General features: G+C 64.7%; 18 protein-coding genes, 1 other RNA gene and 1 pseudogene. 10 read left to right on the top strand and 10 right to left on the bottom strand.

Annotated features, from left to right (window positions below; translation table 11 throughout):
* The first annotated feature begins 118 nt into the window (after positions 1-118).
* On the top strand, positions 119-709 hold the full coding sequence (locus tag Q7T45_RS05360; RefSeq protein ID WP_304868487.1) for a hypothetical protein: 591 nt from the start codon (positions 119-121) through the stop codon (positions 707-709).
* 162 nt (positions 710-871) lie between these two features.
* Here the strand turns inward: Q7T45_RS05360 and Q7T45_RS05355 are convergent, their stop codons facing one another.
* Positions 872-1,945, bottom strand: a complete 1,074-nt coding sequence (locus Q7T45_RS05355; protein ID WP_304868485.1) for an acyltransferase family protein — start codon at positions 1,943-1,945, stop codon at positions 872-874.
* Between the two features lie 251 nt (positions 1,946-2,196).
* Between Q7T45_RS05355 and Q7T45_RS05350 the strand changes: the two genes are divergently transcribed.
* The 3 genes from Q7T45_RS05350 to Q7T45_RS05340 all read left to right on the top strand — a co-directional run bounded on the left by Q7T45_RS05350 (position 2,197) and on the right by Q7T45_RS05340 (position 6,972).
* Complete coding sequence (locus tag Q7T45_RS05350) at positions 2,197-3,516, top strand: UDP-glucose/GDP-mannose dehydrogenase family protein (RefSeq protein WP_304868483.1); 1,320 nt, start codon at positions 2,197-2,199, stop codon at positions 3,514-3,516.
* A 214-nt stretch (positions 3,517-3,730) separates the two neighbouring features.
* Entirely contained in the window at positions 3,731-6,178 is a 2,448-nt protein-coding gene (hrpB, locus tag Q7T45_RS05345; protein ID WP_304868570.1) for an ATP-dependent helicase HrpB, read from the top strand.
* Positions 6,179-6,456: 278 nt separating this feature from the next.
* Entirely contained in the window at positions 6,457-6,972 is a 516-nt protein-coding gene (locus Q7T45_RS05340) for a TIGR02281 family clan AA aspartic protease (protein ID WP_304868480.1), read from the top strand.
* Between the two features lie 82 nt (positions 6,973-7,054).
* Here the strand turns inward: Q7T45_RS05340 and Q7T45_RS05335 are convergent, their stop codons facing one another.
* The 3 genes from Q7T45_RS05335 to Q7T45_RS05325 form a co-directional block, all read right to left on the bottom strand.
* The gene (locus Q7T45_RS05335; RefSeq protein ID WP_304868478.1) at positions 7,055-7,192 is read right to left on the bottom strand and encodes a hypothetical protein; all 138 of its coding nucleotides are present in this window, start codon (positions 7,190-7,192) and stop codon (positions 7,055-7,057) included.
* 168 nt (positions 7,193-7,360) lie between these two features.
* Positions 7,361-8,155 carry a hypothetical protein gene (locus Q7T45_RS05330; RefSeq protein WP_304868476.1) on the bottom strand — a complete coding sequence of 265 codons (795 nt, stop codon included), beginning with the start codon at positions 8,153-8,155 and terminating at the stop codon, positions 7,361-7,363.
* Positions 8,156-8,227: 72 nt separating this feature from the next.
* Positions 8,228-8,824, bottom strand: coding sequence for a hypothetical protein (locus Q7T45_RS05325; protein ID WP_304868474.1), 597 nt, complete (start codon positions 8,822-8,824; stop codon positions 8,228-8,230).
* 125 nt (positions 8,825-8,949) lie between these two features.
* On the opposite strand from Q7T45_RS05325, the gene Q7T45_RS05320 reads away from it, so the two are divergent.
* The gene (locus Q7T45_RS05320) at positions 8,950-9,183 is read left to right on the top strand and encodes a hypothetical protein (RefSeq protein WP_304868472.1); all 234 of its coding nucleotides are present in this window, start codon (positions 8,950-8,952) and stop codon (positions 9,181-9,183) included.
* A 309-nt stretch (positions 9,184-9,492) separates the two neighbouring features.
* Complete coding sequence (locus Q7T45_RS05315) at positions 9,493-10,992, top strand: phosphomannomutase/phosphoglucomutase (RefSeq protein ID WP_304868470.1); 1,500 nt, start codon at positions 9,493-9,495, stop codon at positions 10,990-10,992.
* 154 nt (positions 10,993-11,146) lie between these two features.
* Here Q7T45_RS05315 and Q7T45_RS05310 read toward each other — a convergent pair whose 3' ends face one another.
* The 6 genes from Q7T45_RS05310 to Q7T45_RS05285 all read right to left on the bottom strand — a co-directional run bounded on the left by Q7T45_RS05310 (position 11,147) and on the right by Q7T45_RS05285 (position 16,047).
* Positions 11,147-12,613 carry a methyl-accepting chemotaxis protein gene (locus Q7T45_RS05310; RefSeq protein WP_304868467.1) on the bottom strand — a complete coding sequence of 489 codons (1,467 nt, stop codon included), beginning with the start codon at positions 12,611-12,613 and terminating at the stop codon, positions 11,147-11,149.
* 15 nt (positions 12,614-12,628) lie between these two features.
* Complete coding sequence (locus Q7T45_RS05305; protein ID WP_304868466.1) at positions 12,629-12,976, bottom strand: hypothetical protein; 348 nt, start codon at positions 12,974-12,976, stop codon at positions 12,629-12,631.
* Positions 12,977-13,048: 72 nt separating this feature from the next.
* Positions 13,049-13,552, bottom strand: a complete 504-nt coding sequence (locus Q7T45_RS05300; protein WP_304868464.1) for an Lrp/AsnC family transcriptional regulator — start codon at positions 13,550-13,552, stop codon at positions 13,049-13,051.
* A gap of 70 nt (positions 13,553-13,622) precedes the next feature.
* On the bottom strand, positions 13,623-14,600 hold the full coding sequence (locus tag Q7T45_RS05295) for a sugar kinase (protein WP_304868463.1): 978 nt from the start codon (positions 14,598-14,600) through the stop codon (positions 13,623-13,625).
* A 66-nt stretch (positions 14,601-14,666) separates the two neighbouring features.
* Positions 14,667-15,617, bottom strand: coding sequence for an NAD(+) diphosphatase (gene nudC / locus Q7T45_RS05290; protein ID WP_304868462.1), 951 nt, complete (start codon positions 15,615-15,617; stop codon positions 14,667-14,669).
* 4 nt (positions 15,618-15,621) lie between these two features.
* Positions 15,622-16,047: an HIT domain-containing protein gene (locus tag Q7T45_RS05285; protein WP_304739411.1), complete on the bottom strand. Its 426-nt coding sequence runs from the start codon at positions 16,045-16,047 to the stop codon at positions 15,622-15,624.
* A 264-nt stretch (positions 16,048-16,311) separates the two neighbouring features.
* Here Q7T45_RS05285 and ffs point away from each other — a divergent pair.
* From ffs to Q7T45_RS05265, 4 genes and pseudogenes are all read left to right on the top strand, one after another.
* Positions 16,312-16,408, top strand: an RNA gene (gene ffs, locus Q7T45_RS05280) — signal recognition particle sRNA small type.
* A 105-nt stretch (positions 16,409-16,513) separates the two neighbouring features.
* Positions 16,514-18,376 (top strand): DNA polymerase III subunit gamma/tau, encoded by a 1,863-nt coding sequence (locus tag Q7T45_RS05275; RefSeq protein ID WP_304868461.1) that lies wholly within the window; start codon positions 16,514-16,516, stop codon positions 18,374-18,376.
* A 20-nt stretch (positions 18,377-18,396) separates the two neighbouring features.
* The gene (locus Q7T45_RS05270; RefSeq protein WP_304868460.1) at positions 18,397-18,717 is read left to right on the top strand and encodes a YbaB/EbfC family nucleoid-associated protein; all 321 of its coding nucleotides are present in this window, start codon (positions 18,397-18,399) and stop codon (positions 18,715-18,717) included.
* A 5-nt stretch (positions 18,718-18,722) separates the two neighbouring features.
* Positions 18,723-18,852 (top strand): annotated as a pseudogene (locus Q7T45_RS05265) (recombination protein RecR); the annotation flags it as partial.

Genomic DNA, 18,852 nt, shown 5'->3' with positions numbered 1-18,852 from the left:
CAGTCTTCGACAGTGGTTGTGCCGCGATTTTTGCCCGAGTCAGCCGTCCCCGGAATCAGTTGCATCGACCGCTTTTCCATGTCCCGGTGCGGCGACATCAGGATCGAAGGAACGGTATATGGCCACGCAACTCGACGAACTCATGGACAGGCTGCGTCAGATTCAGGCCGATATCGAGGTCGAACTGGCCAAACGCCGCGAAGAGCTGCGCTTTCACCTCGAAAACCGCCGGATTGTGTTCGAGAAGGAGGTTCTGCGGATCCACCGCGAGCTGAAGATCCGGGCGACGCGCTATTTGCTCGATGCCAATCCGCTGATGATCCTGAGCGCGCCGGTGATCTATTCGCTTGTCATCCCGATCGCGCTGGTCGACCTCTGGGTCATGGCCTACCAGGCGATCTGTTTCCCGATCTACAAGATTCCAAAGGTGCGGCGCCGCGACTACCTGGTGTTCGATCGTCACCATCTCGCCTATCTCAACATCATCGAGAAGATCAATTGCGCCTTTTGCTCCTACGCCAACGGCGCGATCGCGTTCGTGCGCGAGGTGGCGGCGCGCACCGAGGTCTACTGGTGCCCGATCAAGCACGCCCGCCGCGTGCTCGGTCCGCACCCGCATTACCAGGGCTTTGCGGATTTCGGCGACGCCGCCGCGTTTCGCGGCAAGCTGACCGGGATGAAGGATGGCGTGAAGATCGAGGGGGCGTGAATACCCAATGCCGTCGTCCCGGCCAAGCGAGCGAAAGCGAGCGCAGAGCCGGGACCCATACCGCGTGATCTGTCGTTAAGGCCGTGTGTCCGACGCCGTGGGTAACGATTACTGCCGCGGCGTATGGGTCCCTGCGTTCGCAGGGACGACGATATAGCGGAACTACTCCGCCGGCTGCAGCGCCGGCCGCACCTTCTTCGGCACGATCCAGAATGCGGCCGGGCGTTCGAACAGGAAATTCGCGCCGGCCGCAAGGGCGGCCCGCCAGATCGCTATCGCACCGGCGACGCCGACGACCGTGACGACAAGCGATATCGTCCCGATGTCGTGAATCAATCCGGTCTTCAGCAACAGCGTCCGCGTCGCCGCCATCGGCAGGAAGAAGGCGAGATAGATGACGATGGAATGCTCGCCGCAGTAGCGCAGGAAATTCAGCCACTGCATGCGCGCCAGCAGCGTGCCCATGGTGACGATGGCGAGCGCGCCGGCGAGCCCGAGCGCCAGCGAGACCAGCGGCCATTCGCTGACACCCAGTTCGACCAGGCCGCCATTGACGAGCGCCCACAGGGCCAGGCCCGCCAGCGCCCAGCCGGGACGCGCCCGGGCGCGGTCGGACCATGCGAACACGTAAGCAGCGAGCCAGTAGCCGGAGTAGAAATAGACGAAGCGCGCGGCGAACTCGTCGATCACGGTCCAGCCGGTCGAGATGTGCGTGGCCTCCAGCAGCGCCGCTGCGGCAAAGATGGCGAGCGGCGGCATTCGGCGCACAGCCTTGGTAACGACGAAGCACACCGGCAGCAGATAGATGAACCACAGCGTGCCGAACGGCTCGATCAGGGATTGCAGATACATCAGGCCGACATGGGCCCAGCCGCTCTCGGCGGCAAAGGAGGGCGCCTTGAAGCCGAACTGGATCGTCACCCACAGCACATAGAAAGAGGCGAAGTGCACCACCTTGCGGTCGAGATAGGTGCGCCAGTCGCGGTCGATCACGACCGCCAGGAACAGCCCGGAGATCAGGAAAAAATCCGGCATCCGGAACGGTTTGGCGAAGGCGACCAGGAAATGCATGAAGCCGGTCTGCCCGGTGGCCGCCTCGACCCCCAGCACCGAATGCATCATCACCACCATGACGATGCAGATGCCCTTGGCGTAGTCGACCCAGTCGATGCGCGGCGCTGGCTGCCCTGCAGCCGGGGAACGCTCGGTCACGGCGGATGTGCCGTTTGGTGTCATCGGTGTCCCTTTTCGGCGCGGATTGGGGGCATCTTCGGGCCCTAAAGTTTCGATTGCCTTATTCCTATCAAGGAATGTGCCGTTCTCGCGCCGATGTGATCCTCCCCGGAGCGCTTCCGGGCGGGTTTTCCTTGTCACAGGAAAATGCTCTAAGACGCGGCGAAAGCCCTGGCGTGAAGACGCGCTTCGCGCTTTTGGGCGCGGAGACGCGCCTTGCGCCCCTGCGTTAACCATGACGATTTGGATATTTCATGCGCATTGCCATGATCGGCACCGGCTATGTGGGACTGGTTTCCGGCGCCTGCTTCGCGGATTTCGGCCACCAGGTCACCTGCGTCGACAAGGACGTCGACAAGATCGCCAGCCTGCGCCGCGGCGAGATCCCGATTTTCGAGCCCGGGCTCGACGCGCTGGTCGCCGCCAATGTGAAGGCCGGGCGGCTGGATTTCACCACCGATCTCGCCGCACCGGTCGCCGCGGCCGATGCGGTGTTCATCGCCGTCGGCACGCCGTCGCGGCGCGGCGACGGCCACGCCGATCTGAGCTACGTCCATACCGCCGCCCGCGAGATCGCCGCCGCACTTTCCGGCTATACGGTGGTGGTGACCAAATCGACCGTGCCGGTCGGCACCGGCGACGAGGTCGAGCGGCTGATTCGCGAAACCAATCCGTCGGCCGAGGTCGCGGTCGCCTCCAATCCGGAATTCCTGCGCGAGGGCGCGGCAATCCGCGACTTCAAGTTTCCCGACCGCATCGTGGTCGGTACGTCGGACGAGCGGGCGCGAAAGGTGCTCGGCGATATCTACCGGCCGCTGTCGCTGAACCAGGCGCCCTTGATGTTCACGGCGCGGCGCACCGCGGAACTGATCAAATACGCCGCCAACGCCTTTCTCGCCACCAAGATCACCTTCATCAACGAGATCGCCGACCTCGCGGAGAAGGTCGGCGCCGATGTGCAGGAAGTCGCGCGCGGCATCGGGCTCGACAATCGCATCGGCTCGAAATTCCTGCATGCCGGCCCAGGCTTCGGCGGGTCCTGCTTCCCGAAAGACACCCGTGCGCTGGTGAAAATTGCGCTCGACCACGACGTCCATTTGCGGATCGTCGAGGCGGTGCTGGCGGTCAACGACAACCGCAAGCGCGCGATGGCGCGCAAGGTTTCGAACGCGGCCGGCGGCAGCCTGCGCGGCAAGACCGTCGCCGTGCTCGGCCTCACCTTCAAGCCCGACACCGACGACATGCGCGAGGCGCCCTCGATCCCGCTGGTGACCGGGCTGCTCGACATGGGCGCCAAGGTGCGCGCGCACGATCCCGTCGGCATGGAGCAGGCCCGCCGCGAATTGCCCGATATCGAATATTGCGACGATCCCTATGAGTGCGTGCGCGGCGCCGACGCCATGGTGGTCGTGACCGAATGGGTGCAATACCGCACGCTCGACCTGGCGCGGCTGAAGCAGGAATTGGCGCAGCCGGTCGTGGTCGATCTGCGCAATATCTACCGCCCGGAGGACATGGCGGCGCTGGGATTTACCTATGAGAGCGTCGGGCGCGCGCCCGAGCCGCGCGACTGATGCACTTTCTTCCCTTCTCCCCTTGTGGGAGAAGGTGGCGCGCTTTGGAGCGCACTTGCGCTCCTGAGCGCGCCGGATGAGGGGTCTCTATCTGCGGAGACAGACCCCTCACCCGTCGCCTCACTTCGTGAGGCGCCACCCTCTCCCACAAGGGGAGAGGGGAAGAAACCGACGCGAGTCTTGATGGCCCCGCCTCTTCGACACCCCGCTCCCGATCGACGCCGTGCTGGACCAGCTGTCCCGCACGCTCGCGGATAACAACGCCGCGGTGCTGGTGGCGCCGCCCGGCGCCGGCAAGACCACGCGGGTGCCGCTGGCGCTGCTCGATGCGCCATGGCTGCAGGGCAAAAAGATCATCATGCTGGAGCCACGCCGGATCGCGGCCCGCGCCAGCGCCGAGCGCATGGCGAAGACGCTGGGCGAACGCGCCGGCGAGACCGTCGGCTACCGCGTCAGGTTCGGCTCCAAAGTGTCGCGTGCGACCAAAATCGAGGTTGTTACCGAGGGCATTTTTTCGCGGCAGATTCTCGACGATCCGGAATTGTCCGGCGTCGCCGCCGTGCTGTTCGACGAATTCCACGAGCGCTCGCTCGATGCCGATATGGGGCTGGCGCTGGCCCGCGATGCCCAGGTCGGCTTGCGCGAGGATCTGCGCATTCTCGTGATGTCGGCGACGCTGGACGGCGCGCGGGTGGCAAAACTGCTCGGCGATGCGCCGGTGATATCCAGCGAAGGCCGCGCCTTTCCGGTGGAAACCCGCTACCTCGGCCGCAAGGCCGATGCGCCGCTGGAGCGTCAGATGGCGGATGCGATCGCGATGGCGCTGCGCGCCGATCCGGGCTCGGTGCTGGCGTTTCTGCCGGGTGCCGCGGAAATCCGCCGCACGCAAAACTTTCTCGGCGAGCGAATCCACGACGCGTCGATCGAGATCGTGCCGCTGTTCGGCGCGCTCGACGCTGCCGTGCAGGACCGCGCCATCGCGCCGGCCCCAAAGGGCCAGCGCAAGGTGGTGCTGGCGACCTCGATCGCGGAGACCTCGCTGACCATCGAGGGCGTCCGCATCGTGGTCGATTCCGGCGTGGCGCGGGTGCCGCGTTACGAGCCGGATATCGGCCTCACGCGGTTAGAAACGGTGCGCGCCTCGCGCGCCGCGGTCGACCAGCGCCGCGGCCGCGCCGGCCGCACCGAGCCCGGCGTCTGTTACCGGCTGTGGGACGAGCCGCAGACCGCGTCGCTTGCGGCCTATACCCAGCCCGAAATCCTTTCCGCCGATTTGTCCTCGCTGGTGCTCGACCTCGCGCAATGGGGCGTCAGCGATCCCGGCACGCTGGCGTTCCTGGATCCGCCGCCGGCGCCGGCGCTGAAGGAAGCACGCAGCCTGCTCGGCGAGCTCGGCGCGCTCGATTCCGATGGCCGCATCACCGCGGAGGGCAAGAGCCTGCGCGAACTGGCGCTGCCGCCCCGGCTGGCGCGGATGATCGTGGATTCGCACCGTCTCGGCGCGGGCGAGCAGGCTGCCGACATCGCGGCGGTGCTGACGGAGCGCGGCCTCGGCGGCGACAGCGTCGATCTCGACGCCAGGCTCGATCAGTTCCGCCGCGACCGCTCGCAGCGGTCGAGCAGCGCGCGCTCGCTGGCGCAGCGCTGGGCATCGCAGGTCACGGCCACCGAGGGCGCGCCCGCCGAGGACACGTCGCCGTCCACCGGCGTGATGCTTGCGCTTGCCTTTCCCGACCGCGTCGCGCGCAACCGCGGCAATGGCAGTTTCGTCCTCGCCAACGGCCGCGGCGCCGCGGTCGACCAGACTTCGGCGCTGGCGCGCGCGCCCTATATCGCGGTCGCCGAACTCACCGGCACGGCCGCCAACGGCCGCATCCTGCTGGCGGCGCCGATCCTGCAATCCGACATCGAACTGCGTTTCGCCGACCAGATCGAGAGCGCGGACGAGATTTCATTCGATCGCGGCGCAATGGCGTTGCGGGCGCGACGCCGGAAAACCCTGCATGCGATCACGCTGTCGGAAACGCCGATGGCGCTGAAACCTTCGGCGGAAACCGCGCGCGTGCTGGCCGACGGGCTGGTCGCCGCCGGCCTCGACAGGCTGCCCTGGTCGAAGCCGGCCAAGCAGTGGCGCGACCGCGTGATGTTTTTGCGCAAGGCCGAGGGTGAGAGCTGGCCTGACCTGTCCGATGACGCGCTGGCGCTGCAGCGCGAGGCGTGGCTGGTGCCGGCGCTGTACGACAAGACGGCGCTGAAGGACCTTTCCGCGGGCGATCTGTCGGACGCGCTGATGACGCTGCTGCCCTGGGAATTGCGCGCGCGGCTGGAGCGCGAGGCGCCGACCCATTTCGAGGCGCCGACCGGCACTCAGCTGGCGATCGATTACGAGGCCGAGCAGGGGCCCACCATCGCGGTGCGCCTGCAGGAATTGTTCGGTCTCAACACTCACCCGTCGATCGCCAAAGGTGCGGTGCCGCTGGTGCTGGAACTGCTGTCGCCGGCGCACCGCCCGGTGCAGGTGACGCGCGACCTGCCGGGGTTTTGGCGCGGCAGCTATGCGGCGGTGCGATCCGACCTGCGCGGGCGCTATCCGCGGCATCCCTGGCCCGAGGATCCCGCCAGTGCCGCGCCGACCCGGCGGGTGAAGCCGCGGGGGACGTGAGGGGCTAGCTCAAGCTGTCATCACCCGCGAAGGCGGGTGATCCAGTACTCCGAGGCATCAGTGATAGATCCGGGAGGGCACGGCGTACTGGATGCCCGCCTTCGCGGGCATGACGGCCATCATTGTGGCGCGCAGTGTCTCCGGGCATGACGACTTTGCCTCCCCGTTAACCCTTCACTCATCCTTTTAGCCAAAATGGCAGTCTCCGCCGCCGCCGCTCCGTCGCGGTCTGGTGGCGGATGTGGTGAGATCGCGGGTGTTCCGAGTGAGTGTGGCGTATGCGTAGCATTATGATCATGGCCGCGTTGCTGATCGGCCTCGGCACCCTCATGGCGCAACTGGCGGACAAGATGACGTCGTCGCCGGCGCTCGCCAAGAGCGTCTCCCAAAGAGCCCCCGTCGAAGCGCCGGTCCAGACCGGCGGCCGCAGCCTCAGCATTCCGCGCGACGCCCGCGGCCATTTCCTGACCGAGGGCCGGATCGACGGCCAGCGCATCGGCTTCATGGTCGATACCGGCGCCTCCGTGGTGGCGCTGAACGAGAAGTCCGCGGCGCGGTTCGGCTTCCGTCCCAACCGCAGCGACTACACCACGACTGTGCAGACCGCCAACGGCACCATCAAGGCGGCGCGCACGCGGCTCGCCATGGTCGAACTCGGCGGCATCGTGGTGCGCGACGTCGACGCCATGGTGCTGCCCGATGAAGCCCTGTCGGAAAATCTGCTCGGCGCCTCGTTCCTGTCGAAGCTGAAGCGGTATGAATACGCCAACGGCCGGCTGGTGCTGGAGCAGTAAGGCCCTTTGGTTGCCAATCCACCTAGATGCTTAAAATTTTTCGTGGAAAATTCGCGTTCGGAATTCTCAATCCGAGTTTGGATCAGGGTTGCAGAGTTACCTCCACGCACTGAGTATCGTCCGAAATACATAACTCAGTTTTTCCGGTAGTCGGGTCGATTTTCCAGGAGCCCAACACTGGCAATCCGCCGCCGGCGCCGAGGCCGACATTGATGGTCATATCGTCCCCTGTCTTCCTGTCTCCGGGATCGACGTTGATCCAGGCCTTGCGCAGCCGCACCGTTTGTTGCGCCCGGCCGTGCTTCGTAGGATCAATTCGATTTCATTAGTCATTGTTGGAATCCCCGTTCGTTGCGACGTTTCTTTCGGTGTCGCGTCGCGGTTTCGATCACCTGGGTGGTGCAATGGGCAGTGGGACCCAGGATCCCTCACGGAAGGTGGAGGCGCTGATCGTGAACCCAACCCGACAAGAACCGCGCGAAAGATAGAGCGTGCTGTGATCGGCATCGGCATCCACGCGCTCGATGAAGAACCGGTTGAGTTCGCCGCCGAGGCCGGCTGGAAACAACAGCGTCACGCCGCTCTGATCGATTTGGAAAGTCCCAACCGCGTCGAAGCAGTCTTTCGCTCCCTCAAATCCCACGACGCTCTTGAAAGTTGCGGTCCATCCCTGCAGCAAATTGCCGGCATGCGCTCTCACCCTCATGTGGCGATCGATTGCTTGGTGTTGGGTCGGCGATAGAGCGGGGGGATCGTCGGTTTTACGGCTGAGATCATCGGAGACGGCATTGGGCCGGCCTGCTGACAACAACGGCATCCACTCGCCATTCTGTTTCTGTTGCTCGCTCATATCAATGTCGATTCTGCAGGAAGCTGTCGCTACACGCCGTCTGTAGGTAAAATCATCAGGAGCGGCCGTTTCGTCCATTCGCCAATCCGGAACGCCCCGAAGAACGGGCAAGATCTCCGTCACGCCGCCATTGGGCCCAATTCGAAATATTCCGGTTTGCTGCGGGCAGGTCGCATCTGTTTTGGAAATCGCAACACGGAAGACCGCAAGCTGCGTGCCGTAAACGCTGCTCATGTCCTCGAGGTCCATGTACCCACTTGATTTTTGCGCCAGCGCGGCCGGCGACAGCGCCATCATCAAAAGTGCTGCAATGACCTGGGACTTGCGCAACATCTGTTTGCCTCACTCATAACGGAAGGAGTTGCCACAACATGTAAGCGCATCGGCAATTCTTACGCAACTCGATCAAGGTCGACTTATCGTGAACCTGCCGTCGCCCTTGACGGTAACGGTCACGGGCCGCTCCGGACTGGCATCAATGACGGCGTAGCGCGTACCGTCGTATGCATAGAACGGACCGATTGCCGTAAACACTACTCCCTGTCCCCCGTCGATTGGATAGCGAGCAAGCGATTGTCTTGTGGTCACGAATTTATACAGATCTCCTCCATCGACGATGAAACCGTTCTTTCCCGTTGGGTCGGCCTCGGTTATCTTCTCCTGATCATCCATCTTGGCCTTACTGACAAGAGACTCCGTTGGCGTCGGATTGGCGTAGCCGCCAAAGGGAGCAGGCTCGGATCCGCCTTGATCCGAAGTCGGGTTGGGGACGCCTCCGGTGAGGCCGACACCGTCGACTGCAGCCGGCGCACCGGCATCGGGTTGACCGGCTCCCGTTGGTGGCTGTTGCTGCGGCGGGCTTTGCGGTTGGGCCTGGGCCTGTTGAATCCGCCACTGTTGTGCGAGGCCATCCGCGGCGAACGGATCGTGCTCAACGGGAACGATCGAGTAGCCATCGAAATCCGGCTGATGGTCTACCGGCACCAGAGAGTAATCAGGCATGATGAATCACCTACCGGTATTTGCGGACATCTTCGGATGGGCCCGTGATGTGACCGCGCCCTCGCGGAGAGGGCTGGGTTGGCTTTAAGTGTTTGAAGGCAAGTGCTTGAAGGATGGCTTGTGCAATGGCGCTGAAGCGTCGATTCCGGTTCGGCTTGCCCATCGTCTTCGCCGGGCGCCCGTCTGTTGGCGGGGTCGGCCTTGGCTGTCAGCCAATTCGCTTCGCTGCGGCGGCCAGTGTATTGCCTGACAGCGTATCGTCTGATTCAAAAAGCCCGCGGCGGATTTTCCGGCGCGGGCTCAAATCTTGCGACGATGAAGATATGCCGGTGATTTGCCCGACGTGTCAAATTATTTGACGCGGAGGTTGCAGAGCGCTGGGAGGGGCTGAAATAACACCAGCACGGCAATGCCTGTCCATGCCTCGCGCCACCCCTGCATAAACCATGCTTGGCCGGAGCGATAGCGGTCAACCGGCTCGTACGGTGCAACAGCGCAGCATATTGCGCCGCCGTGCAAAGATGGGTGGATGCTGCTGGAGCAATAGGCAGAATTCGCTGCCAAACCGCCGTATTTAATCGCCACAACGCGGGTCCCGCCTTCCGCCGCGCCCGTGCATTCGCTATGGCTGTGGTGCCCTTTTTTCCGTTCACCACGAGGCCCTCCGAATGTTTCCGAAGCCGAAACCCGCGCTGGTTCCGAATACCTATGCCTATGAATCCGAGCCGATGGTGAAGGCGACCGGCTTTCGCGAATATGATGCCCGCTGGCTGTTCGGCAAGGAAATCAACCTGATGGGTATTCAGGCGCTGGGCATGGGACTCGGCGCGCTGATCGCCGAACTCGGCGTCAAGCAGGAAGTCGTCACCGGGCACGATTTCCGCGGCTATTCGGCCTCGATCAAATACGCGCTGATTTCGGGGCTTTTGGCCTCCGGCTGCAAGGTTCACGACATCGGGCTGTGCATGACGCCGATGGCGTATTTCGCGCAATTCGACCTCGACGTGCCCTGCGTTGCGATGGTGACGGCGTCGCATAACGACAATGGCTGGACCGGCGTCAAGATGGGCGCCAACCGTCCCATGACGTTCGGGCCGGACGAGATGACCCGGCTGAAGGAAATCGTGCTCAACGCCGAGTTCAGCAACAAGGCCGGCGGCTCCTATCAGTTTCACGAGAATTTTCCGGCGCGCTATATCGCCGACCTCACCAAGCGTCCGAAGCTGAAGCGCAAGCTGAAGGTCGTGGTCGCCTGCGGCAACGGCACCGCCGGCGCGTTCGCGCCGCAGGTGATGCAGGCGATCGGCTGCGAGGTGGTGCCGCTCGACACCGAGCTCGACCACACCTTCCCGAAATACAATCCCAATCCCGAAGACATGGAAATGCTGCACGCCATCCGTGATGCCGTGCTCGAGCACAAGGCCGATGTCGGCCTCGGCTTCGACGGCGACGGCGACCGCTGCGGCGTGGTCGACAATTCCGGCGAGGAAATCTTCGCGGACAAGGTCGGGGTGATGCTGGCGCGCGACATGTCCGCGGTGACGAAAAATGCGGAATTCGTGGTGGACGTCAAATCCACCGGTCTCTTTGTGACCGATCCGGTGCTGCAGAAGCAGGGTGCAAAGGTCACCTACTGGAAGACCGGCCATTCCTACATGAAGCGCCGCACCAACGAGCTGGGCGCGCTGGCCGGCTTCGAGAAATCCGGCCACTTCTTCTTCAACGCGCCGCTCGGCCGCGGCTATGATGACGGCCTGATCTCGGCGATCGCGATCTGCGAGATGCTGGATCGCGCGCCCGGCAAGTCGATGGCGGACCTGAAGGACGCGCTGCCGAAAACCTGGTCGTCGCCGACGATGTCGCCGCATTGCGCCGATGAAACCAAATACGGCGTGGTCGATGCGGTGGTGAAGCATTTCGAGGCGATGCAGAAAAAGGGCGAGAAGGTTGCCGGGCAAGAGATCCGCGACCTCGTCACCGTCAACGGCGTGCGCGTCACCGTCGAGGACGGCAGCTGGGGCCTGGTGCGGGCATCATCCAACAAGCCGGAACTGGTAGTGGTGGTCGAGAGCCCCGTCAGCGAGCAGCGCATGCACGATCTGTTCGAGGCGATGAACGTGGTGCTGCGGACGCACCCGGAAGTCGGCGCGTACAACCAGACGATTTGATCTTTCGTGTCCCGGGCGCGGCGCAATATGAGCGAAGCGAAATAGTGCGCCGCAGAACCGGGACCCATGCTTCTTGCGTGGAGCCCGTTGCTTGGGTCCCGGCTCTGCGTCGCATCACTTCGTGCCGCGCCGCGTCCGGGACACGTAACTTCGCCTACGCCGCGCGCACCGACCCCAGGAAGCTGCCGACCTCGAATTTCAACCGTTCGGACTGCGACGATAGCCCCGTCGCGGCGTCCAGCAGTTTCGACGCCGAGCTGCCGAGCTCGCTGGAAGCCTCGGCGACACCGACGATGTTCTCGTTGACCTCGCGCGTGCCGTTCGCGGCCTGTTGCACGTTGCCGGAGATCTCGCTGGTCGCGGATCCCTGCTCCTCGACCGCGGCCGCAATGGCGTTGGAGATTTCGTTGATCTCGGCGATGGTGCCGCCGATCGCCTGGATGGCGCTGACGGCCTCGCCGGTCGCCGCCTGGATGCTTTGAATCTGCGACGAGATTTCCTCGGTCGCCTGCGCGGTCTGATTGGCCAGGGCCTTGACCTCGCTGGCCACCACCGCAAAGCCGCGGCCGTGCTCGCCGGCGCGCGCGGCCTCGATCGTGGCGTTCAGGGCCAGCAGGTTGGTCTGGCTGGCGATGCTCTGGATCAAGGTCACGACCTCGCCGATCTTCTGGGTCCCCGCGGCGAGGCCCTCGACCACGGCGTTGGTGCGGCGGGCCTCTTCCGCCGCCTTTCCGGTGACGGTGGCGGAGCGCGTCGCCTGCTGTGCAATCTCGCTGATCGAGGCCGTCAGTTCCTCGGCCGCCGAAGCCACGGTTCCGACATTGAGCGAAGCCTGGGTCGACGCCGCAGCGGCCGCCGCGGTCTGTCGCGCAGCTGCTCCGCTGCTGTTGCTCATCGACGAGGACATGCCCTGCATTTCGCGGGCGGCCACGGCGACGGCCTCGACGATATGGCCGACCTTGCTCTCGAATTCGGTGGCGAGCCGCTGCCTGGCCGCGTCGCGTTCCAGCCTGGCCTGCTGCTCGGCGTGGCCGCGCTCGGCGGTGGCGCGGGCCTCGGCGGCGGTCGCGGCTTCGACTTCGGCGGTCTTCTGCGCCGTCGTCATGAACAGCCGCTCCAGTTGATAGGCAACCAGCACCAGCACGGCGGCTTCGAGGATGAGAATGCCGGCGTGAAGCACCACGCGGCCGAAGTCGGCGCCGCCCGGGAAGATCGCCGCCGGAATGATGAAATTCAGCGCCAGATGATGCAGGGCGACAGCAACGGTTCCGGCGAGGATCGGCCTGACGTCGCAATAGGCGACAAGACAGGCCAGCGCCGCGAAGAAGTACATGTGCATGTCGATCTGCCAGGGATGGCCGGCGAGCTCCCAGGTAAACACCGAAACCCCGCCCATCAGCGCGACGGCGACCACGAGGCTGGTCGAAAGTCCATTGCCTGCGGCGCGCCACGACAACGTCGCCGCCACGGCGAAGGCGGCCGTGAGAAGGGTCGGTATCAGCCAGGCGCTGCGCGCCATGCCGACGGCCATCGCAATCGGAACATGCAGCCAGAGCAGCGCGATCAGCGCCTTGCTGGCGGTTTCGCGCAGAGCGTCGAGATCCTTGCTGCCGGTATACATGCTCAGATTTCCTTCTCAGATTTCTTTGGCGGGAGTGTTGAAACAGGCGGCAATGGCCTGGGGATCGATGGTCAGCCACGCGCCGGCCTGGCGCAAACGGCTCAGGCCTTCCTGATCGGTCGGCCTGACCACGACAATGGCTGCAAGGGCGGTGGTTCTGACAATGGCGGCGTCAGCGGAGGCTGCGGCCTCGAAAATCTGCTGGGTGTTCCACCAGGGCGGAAAGGCGACAGCCACGATTTCGGCGCCGGGCCGAACCTGGAGCGAGAGCGCGGCCACCGCAACGACGCTGGCCAGCAACAAGGCTGTGGCGTTGAGCCAGGACGGCCAGCGTGAGGTCGTGAGATTCCGGTCCGAACCCATTCAGACTCGATACCGGGTCAATGCTAATTTCGAGTGAACACCCCGCAGTAGATGTACGGAGGGTGGCGGTTGCTAGGCTACCGCCGGTACCGGCAGCGCGGTCACCGACTTGATCTTTTCCATTGCAAAGCGCGAGGTGACGTTCTTCAGCGGCACCGCGCCGATCAGTTTCTTGTAGAACACGTCATAGCTCGCCATGTCCGCGACCACGACGCGCAGCATGTAGTCGACGTCGCCGGCCATGCGATAGAACTCCATCACCTCCGGCATCGCGCTGACGGCGCCGGCAAAGGTCCTGAGCCAGGCCTCGGAATGATCGGCGCTCTCGACCGAGACGAACACCGTGATGCCGAGCCCGATCTTGTTCTGGTCGACCAGCGCGACGCGGCGCAGGATGACCCCGTCGGCCTCCAGCCGCTGGATCCGTTTCCAGCACGGGGTCGACGACAGCCCGACGCGGTCGCCGATCTCGGCGACCGAGAGCGAGGCGTCTTCCTGCAGCACGGTCAGGATCTTGCGGTCGATGGCGTCGAGGCGGCGGTTGGGCTCGGTGATCTGAAGGGCAACGTCGGTCATGAGAAGAACTTTGTTCCATCTGAGGCGCTAATTACCCTCATATAGAGAAAATTCTTCTAAGACAAGCCCGTTATTGGTCACCCTCCGCCGGGGCGGCAGGTTGGCCCTGGCTCAAAAGCTGTTCCACTTCAACACGTTGCGGGGCGGCAAAGGCGCCGCCATGGCGGGTGCATTTCAGCGCCGCGGCGGCGGAGGCGAACCGCAGCGCCTGCCGCAATTCCTGCTTTTCAGTGATCGCGAGCGCGAACGCGCCATGGAAAACATCGCCGGCTCCCAGCGTGTCGACGGTGTGGACCGGGAAAGCCGGCGTCTCCTGCAGATGGCCCTGCTCGTCGAGCCAGATCGTGCCTTTCGGCCCGCGCGTCCCAGCCAGGAATGACGGCGTCAGTTTTGCAATCTTTTTCAGCGCCTCGCCGTCGTCGGCGATGCCGGCGGTCTCCTGTAACGGTTCGCTCGAGAACACCAGATGCGATGACGCATTCAGCAGGCCCTCGCGCAGCGACATTGCGCGGTCGACGTCCACCACCACGGGAATGCCGCGGCGGCGGGCCTCGGCGCACAAATCCGTGCAGAATTCCGCGGCGCGGCTCTCGGTGAGGATGGCGGCGCAATCCTCCAGCAGCTTTTCGGTGCTGGGCAGCCGCACCTTCCACAGCTCCGGATCGCGGAAGGTCACGATGGTGCGCTCGCCGCTGGGATCGACCATGACGGTCGAGATCGGCGTCACCAGCCCCGGCAGGTGCATGATGTGCTTGGTCTCGATGCCCTCATGCGCGAGTTTTTCGAAGATGAAGCGGCTGGACGCTTCGCGGGCGTCGCCCATCGGGCCGCAGATCGAGGCGCGCCCGCCGAGGCGCACAATGCCGATCGCGGCATTGAGCGCGTTGCCGCCGCAGATCTCGTCGAAATGGGTGGCGTTCTCCTTGGAGCCGCGCGCCGGGACGCCGCTGACGCGGAACGTCAGGTCGCGCACCGGCATACCGATACAGAGGATGCGCGGCGGGATTTTTGGCGCGGCAGCGTGAAAGTTCGTGCGGGAATCCGTCATAGCGGCTCCGCGTTCTGCCGGAACCTGTGTCCGGGGTTAATGGATGGAACCATGGCGTGTTCCCCGCTATGCGCGTGCGTCCGGGCCCTCATGCAGCCAGCGCCCCAGCAAATGATGGGCGATCGCGAACGGATGCGGGCCGGCGAGGCCGTCGGGATGCTCCCGCTTGATCATCAGCGTCGCCTCGGCGCGGGTAAACCAGCGGGCATCCTCGAGCTCCATATGGTCGACGATGATGTCTTCGGTGGTGGCGCGCGCGGTGCAGCCGATCATCAGGGATGACGGATAGGGCCAGGGCTGCGTCATGTAATAATTCACGTCGGTGCAGCGAATTCCGGATTCCTCGAAGATCTCGCGGCGGACCGCGTCCTCGATGGTTTCGGCGGCTTCGACGAAGCCCGCCAGACACGACCACATGCCCGCGGGAAACTGCTTCTGCCGCCCCAGCAGGCATTTGTCGCCCGAGGTCACCAGCATGATCACCACCGGGTCGGTGCGGGGAAAATGCTCGGCCTTGCAGCTCGGGCAGTCGCGCTTCCAGCCGCCTTCCTTCATCGCCGTGCGGGTTCCGCAATTGGCGCAATAGCCGTGGCGCTGATGCCAGCTCACCATCGATTTCGCCATCGCGATCGCCGACAGCTGTTCGGGCGGCACCACGCCCTGCATCGCCATGCCGCGCAGTTCGGTGACGGCGACGTCGTCGCGGGTCAGCAGCTTTTCAACCGAGGCCGCCGAGATGCCCATGCCGAACACCGCAGCACCCTCGCGCAGGCCGAGAAAAATCGTGCCGGGGTTGGCGCCGTATTTCAGCGCCTCGTCGATGGTCAGCAGCGCGCGGGGGCCACCGGCGTCCTGCTTCACCACCAGCGAATCGCGGTGCACCACATAGGCGCGGGCGTCGCGATGCCCCTCCAGCGCGAACAGTTTCTCGTCATTGCCGCGCAGATGCGCGGCGCGATCGAGAATGTTGGTGACGAAGGCGGGACGGCCGAGTGGAAAGGAATCGAATGCTGTCATGGGTTCAACCAAGCCAAATCTTGCGACGAAGCGCGCTGATGAAATTCTGGACTTCTTCGGCGTCATGCGCGAGCGGCGGCATCACCCCCCAGACCGGGCGCGGCCAGGCGGCATCGCTGGTGCGGCGCGCGATGACATGGACGTGCAGCTGCGGCACCAGATTGCCCAGCGCTGCGATATTCAGCTTGTCGCACTTGGTGACTTCTTTGAGGGCACGGGCGACACGGGACGTTTCCGTCATCAATTGCGCCTGCTCGACCTCGGCGAGGTCGATGATCTCGACGGCGTCGGCCCGGCGCGGCACCAGCAGCAGCCAGGGGTAATGCGCGTCCTTGATGACCAGCACCTTGCACAGCGGCAGGTCGCCGATGTCGATGGTGTCTTTCTTGAGCTGGGAGTGCAGCGACCAGGCGGGAGCGTCAGAAGGCATGTGGGTTCTCGAACAAGCGCGGCAGCGTCGCAGAGACGGCAGCTGCAAACAACACCCGTCATGCCCGGCTTTATGCCGGGCATCCACGTCTTTTTTCGTGGGTCGCTGGAAAGAAGGGCGTGGATGGCCGGGCATAGGCGAGCGGAAGCGACGCCGTCCCTTGGACGGCTATTCCCGGCCATGACGAATTTGGGCGTTTCCGGCACCTAAGCCAGCCGAGGACCCCGCTTGCTTTCCGGGGCTTTTAGCCCCAAATAAGGACCGGGAGATTGGCGGTGGACGAGCCACTCGCCAACCGGGTCAGGTCCGGAAGGAAGCAGCCCTAACGAGGTCCGGATCGGGTCGCTCGTCAGTCTCCTACCTGTTTTTTCGAGCGAATCGCGCTAGATGGGCCATCCCGTCATGCGCTTGATTCAGTTCCCGTTCCGCAAGCCGGCTTCGAGAGACACACATTGCGGATCGATCGATGACCGACGCTGGCACTCCCGTAACGCCCAACGATCCCGAAAGCGTCCATCAGGGCGGTTTCGACCTTGGTGGCCCGCCGCAGGCCGGCAAGCATTACCGGGTGCTGGCGCGCAAATACCGCCCCTCCAGTTTTGAAGATCTGATCGGCCAGGACGCCGTGGTCCGCACCGTGTCGAACGCGTTCGAAACCGGCCGGATTCCGCAGGCCTGGATCCTGACCGGGGTGCGCGGCGTCGGCAAGACCACCACGGCGCGGATCCTCGCCCGCGCGCTGAATTACGAGCTGCCGGACGGCTCGGTGAAGGGGCCGACCATCCACATGCCGGTGCCCGGCGTGCACTGCCAGGCCATCATGGAAAGCCGGCACATGGATGTGCTGGAAATGGACGCTGCCTCCCATACCGGCGTCGACGACGTGCGCCAGATCAACGACAGCGTGCGCTATGCGCCGGCCAGCGCGCGCTACAAGGTCTACATCATCGACGAAGTCCACATGCTCTCGACCGCGGCCTTCAACGCCTTCTTGAAGACGCTGGAAGAGCCGCCGGAACACGCCAAATTCGTGTTCGCCACCACCGAAATCCGCAAAGTCCCGGTCACGGTGCTGTCGCGCTGCCAGCGTTTCGACCTGCGCCGGGTCGAGGCCGACGTCCTGATGAAACACCTCGGCAATATCGCGGGCAAGGAAAACGTCGAGGTCGAGCCGGAAGCGCTCGGCATCATCGCCCGCGCGGCGGAAGGCTCGGTGCGCGATTCGCTGTCGCTGTTCGACCAGGCCATCGCGCATGCGGCCGGCCCGGTGCGCGCCGATGCGGTGCGGCAGATGCTGGGCCTCGCCGACCGCACAAGGGTGATCGACCTGTTCGATTCGCTGGCGCGTGGTGACATCGCCAGCGCGTTCCGGGAATTCCGCGAGCAATACGATACCGGCGCCGACCCGATCGTGGTGCTGAGCGATCTCGCCGAGTTCGTCAATTTCGTCACCCGGGTCAAGATCGTGCCGGCCACCGCCGACAATGTCGCGTTCGGCGAAACCGAGCGGGTGCGCGCCCGCGACTTTGCTTCAAAGCTCTCGATGCGCATCCTGTCGCGGATGTGGCAGATGCTGCTCAAGGGCATCACCGAGGTGCAGGCCGCGACCCGGCCGGCGGCCGCGGCCGAAATGGTGCTGGTGCGCATCGCCTATGTCGCGGACATGCCGACGCCGGACGAGGCGATCCGGATGCTGGACCAGAATGGCGGCGCCTCGCCGGTGGTCGCATCGGGTTCGGCGTCGGCGCGGGCCACCTCGGCATCGACGGTGTCCTCGATGTCATCCTCAGCGTCATCTTCAGCAGCCCGCGCATCTTCCGCGCCGCGCGCCAGCGCCGAGGCGTCAGCGCGTCCGCAGATGAGCGCACCGGTAGCTGATGCGCAGTCCGCGCCGGCGGCGATGAAAATCGCCAGCTTCCCCGAACTGGTGGCGCTGGCCGGCGAGAAGCGCGATCTCATGATCAAGGGTGCGCTGGAAGCCCATGTCCGGCTGGTCCGCATCGAGGACGGACGGCTCGAGCTTGCGCTGGAGCCCACCGCGCCGCGGACCCTGGTCAACGATCTCTCGCGCAAGCTGGAACAATGGACCGGGCGGCGCTGGACCGTGATCGTGTCCAACGAGCCTGGACAGGCGACGCTGCGTTCGCAGAACGAAATCCAGAAGAACCAGCGCGAGCGCGCCGCCGAAGCCGATCCCAGGGTGCAGGAGGTGCTGGCGCGGTTTCCCGGCGCCAAGGTGGTCGAGGTGCGCAAGCTTGCCCCCGAGCCGTCGGAATCCGATGTTGGCGGTGAGGACCCCGCCGAGACTCCCGACAATGACGATCTCTAGAGCGTTTGAAGGAAACATTCATGGCTGATTTTCTCGGCATGATGAAACAGGCGGCCCAGCTGCAATCCAAGATGCAGGCGATGCAGGAAGAGCTCGGCAATGTCGAGGTCGAGGGCATTTCCGGCGGTGGTCTCGTCAGCGTGCGGATGACCGCGAAGATGCAGGTGAAGGCGGTCAAGATCGACCCGTCACTGGTGAAGGCGGACGAGCGCGAAATCCTCGAGGACCTGCTGGTGACCGCACTCAACGACGCGCAGCGCAAGGCGGAAGCCGCGATGCAGGAGAAGATGCAGGCGCTGACCGGCGGGCTTGGACTGCCGCCCGGACTGGGGCTCGGCTAGCCCAGATGGCTTCTGCTGTTGCCGGTCCCGAAATCGAACGCCTGATCCAGCTGCTGGCGCGGCTGCCGGGGCTCGGCCCGCGTTCGGCGCGGCGCGCGGCGCTGCATCTGATCAAGAAGCGCGAGGCGCTGATGA

It is taken from the genome of Bradyrhizobium sp., assembly GCF_030646015.1.
Lineage (GTDB): Bacteria > Pseudomonadota > Alphaproteobacteria > Rhizobiales > Xanthobacteraceae > Bradyrhizobium.
This window is presented reverse-complemented; position numbering and strand designations above follow the sequence as displayed.

Bases quoted from the DNA above. Each gene is read 5' to 3' on its own strand.
- Q7T45_RS05305 (WP_304868466.1), bottom strand. From the start codon at position 12,976: ATGGGTTCGGACCGGAATCTCACGACCTCACGCTGGCCGTCCTGGCTC.
- Q7T45_RS05300 (WP_304868464.1), bottom strand. From the start codon at position 13,552: ATGACCGACGTTGCCCTTCAGATCACCGAGCCCAACCGCCGCCTCGAC.
- Q7T45_RS05315 (WP_304868470.1), top strand. From the start codon at position 9,493: ATGTTTCCGAAGCCGAAACCCGCGCTGGTTCCGAATACCTATGCCTAT.
- nudC (WP_304868462.1), bottom strand. From the start codon at position 15,617: ATGACAGCATTCGATTCCTTTCCACTCGGCCGTCCCGCCTTCGTCACC.
- Q7T45_RS05330 (WP_304868476.1), bottom strand. From the start codon at position 8,155: ATGTTGCGCAAGTCCCAGGTCATTGCAGCACTTTTGATGATGGCGCTG.
- Q7T45_RS05270 (WP_304868460.1), top strand. From the start codon at position 18,397: ATGGCTGATTTTCTCGGCATGATGAAACAGGCGGCCCAGCTGCAATCC.
- Q7T45_RS05310 (WP_304868467.1), bottom strand. From the start codon at position 12,613: ATGTATACCGGCAGCAAGGATCTCGACGCTCTGCGCGAAACCGCCAGC.
- Q7T45_RS05275 (WP_304868461.1), top strand. From the start codon at position 16,514: ATGACCGACGCTGGCACTCCCGTAACGCCCAACGATCCCGAAAGCGTC.
- Q7T45_RS05320 (WP_304868472.1), top strand. From the start codon at position 8,950: ATGGCGCTGAAGCGTCGATTCCGGTTCGGCTTGCCCATCGTCTTCGCC.
- Q7T45_RS05325 (WP_304868474.1), bottom strand. From the start codon at position 8,824: ATGCCTGATTACTCTCTGGTGCCGGTAGACCATCAGCCGGATTTCGAT.
- Q7T45_RS05285 (WP_304739411.1), bottom strand. From the start codon at position 16,047: ATGCCTTCTGACGCTCCCGCCTGGTCGCTGCACTCCCAGCTCAAGAAA.
- Q7T45_RS05340 (WP_304868480.1), top strand. From the start codon at position 6,457: ATGCGTAGCATTATGATCATGGCCGCGTTGCTGATCGGCCTCGGCACC.
- Q7T45_RS05335 (WP_304868478.1), bottom strand. From the start codon at position 7,192: ATGACCATCAATGTCGGCCTCGGCGCCGGCGGCGGATTGCCAGTGTTG.
- Q7T45_RS05355 (WP_304868485.1), bottom strand. From the start codon at position 1,945: ATGACACCAAACGGCACATCCGCCGTGACCGAGCGTTCCCCGGCTGCA.
- Q7T45_RS05350 (WP_304868483.1), top strand. From the start codon at position 2,197: ATGCGCATTGCCATGATCGGCACCGGCTATGTGGGACTGGTTTCCGGC.
- Q7T45_RS05360 (WP_304868487.1), top strand. From the start codon at position 119: ATGGCCACGCAACTCGACGAACTCATGGACAGGCTGCGTCAGATTCAG.
- Q7T45_RS05295 (WP_304868463.1), bottom strand. From the start codon at position 14,600: ATGACGGATTCCCGCACGAACTTTCACGCTGCCGCGCCAAAAATCCCG.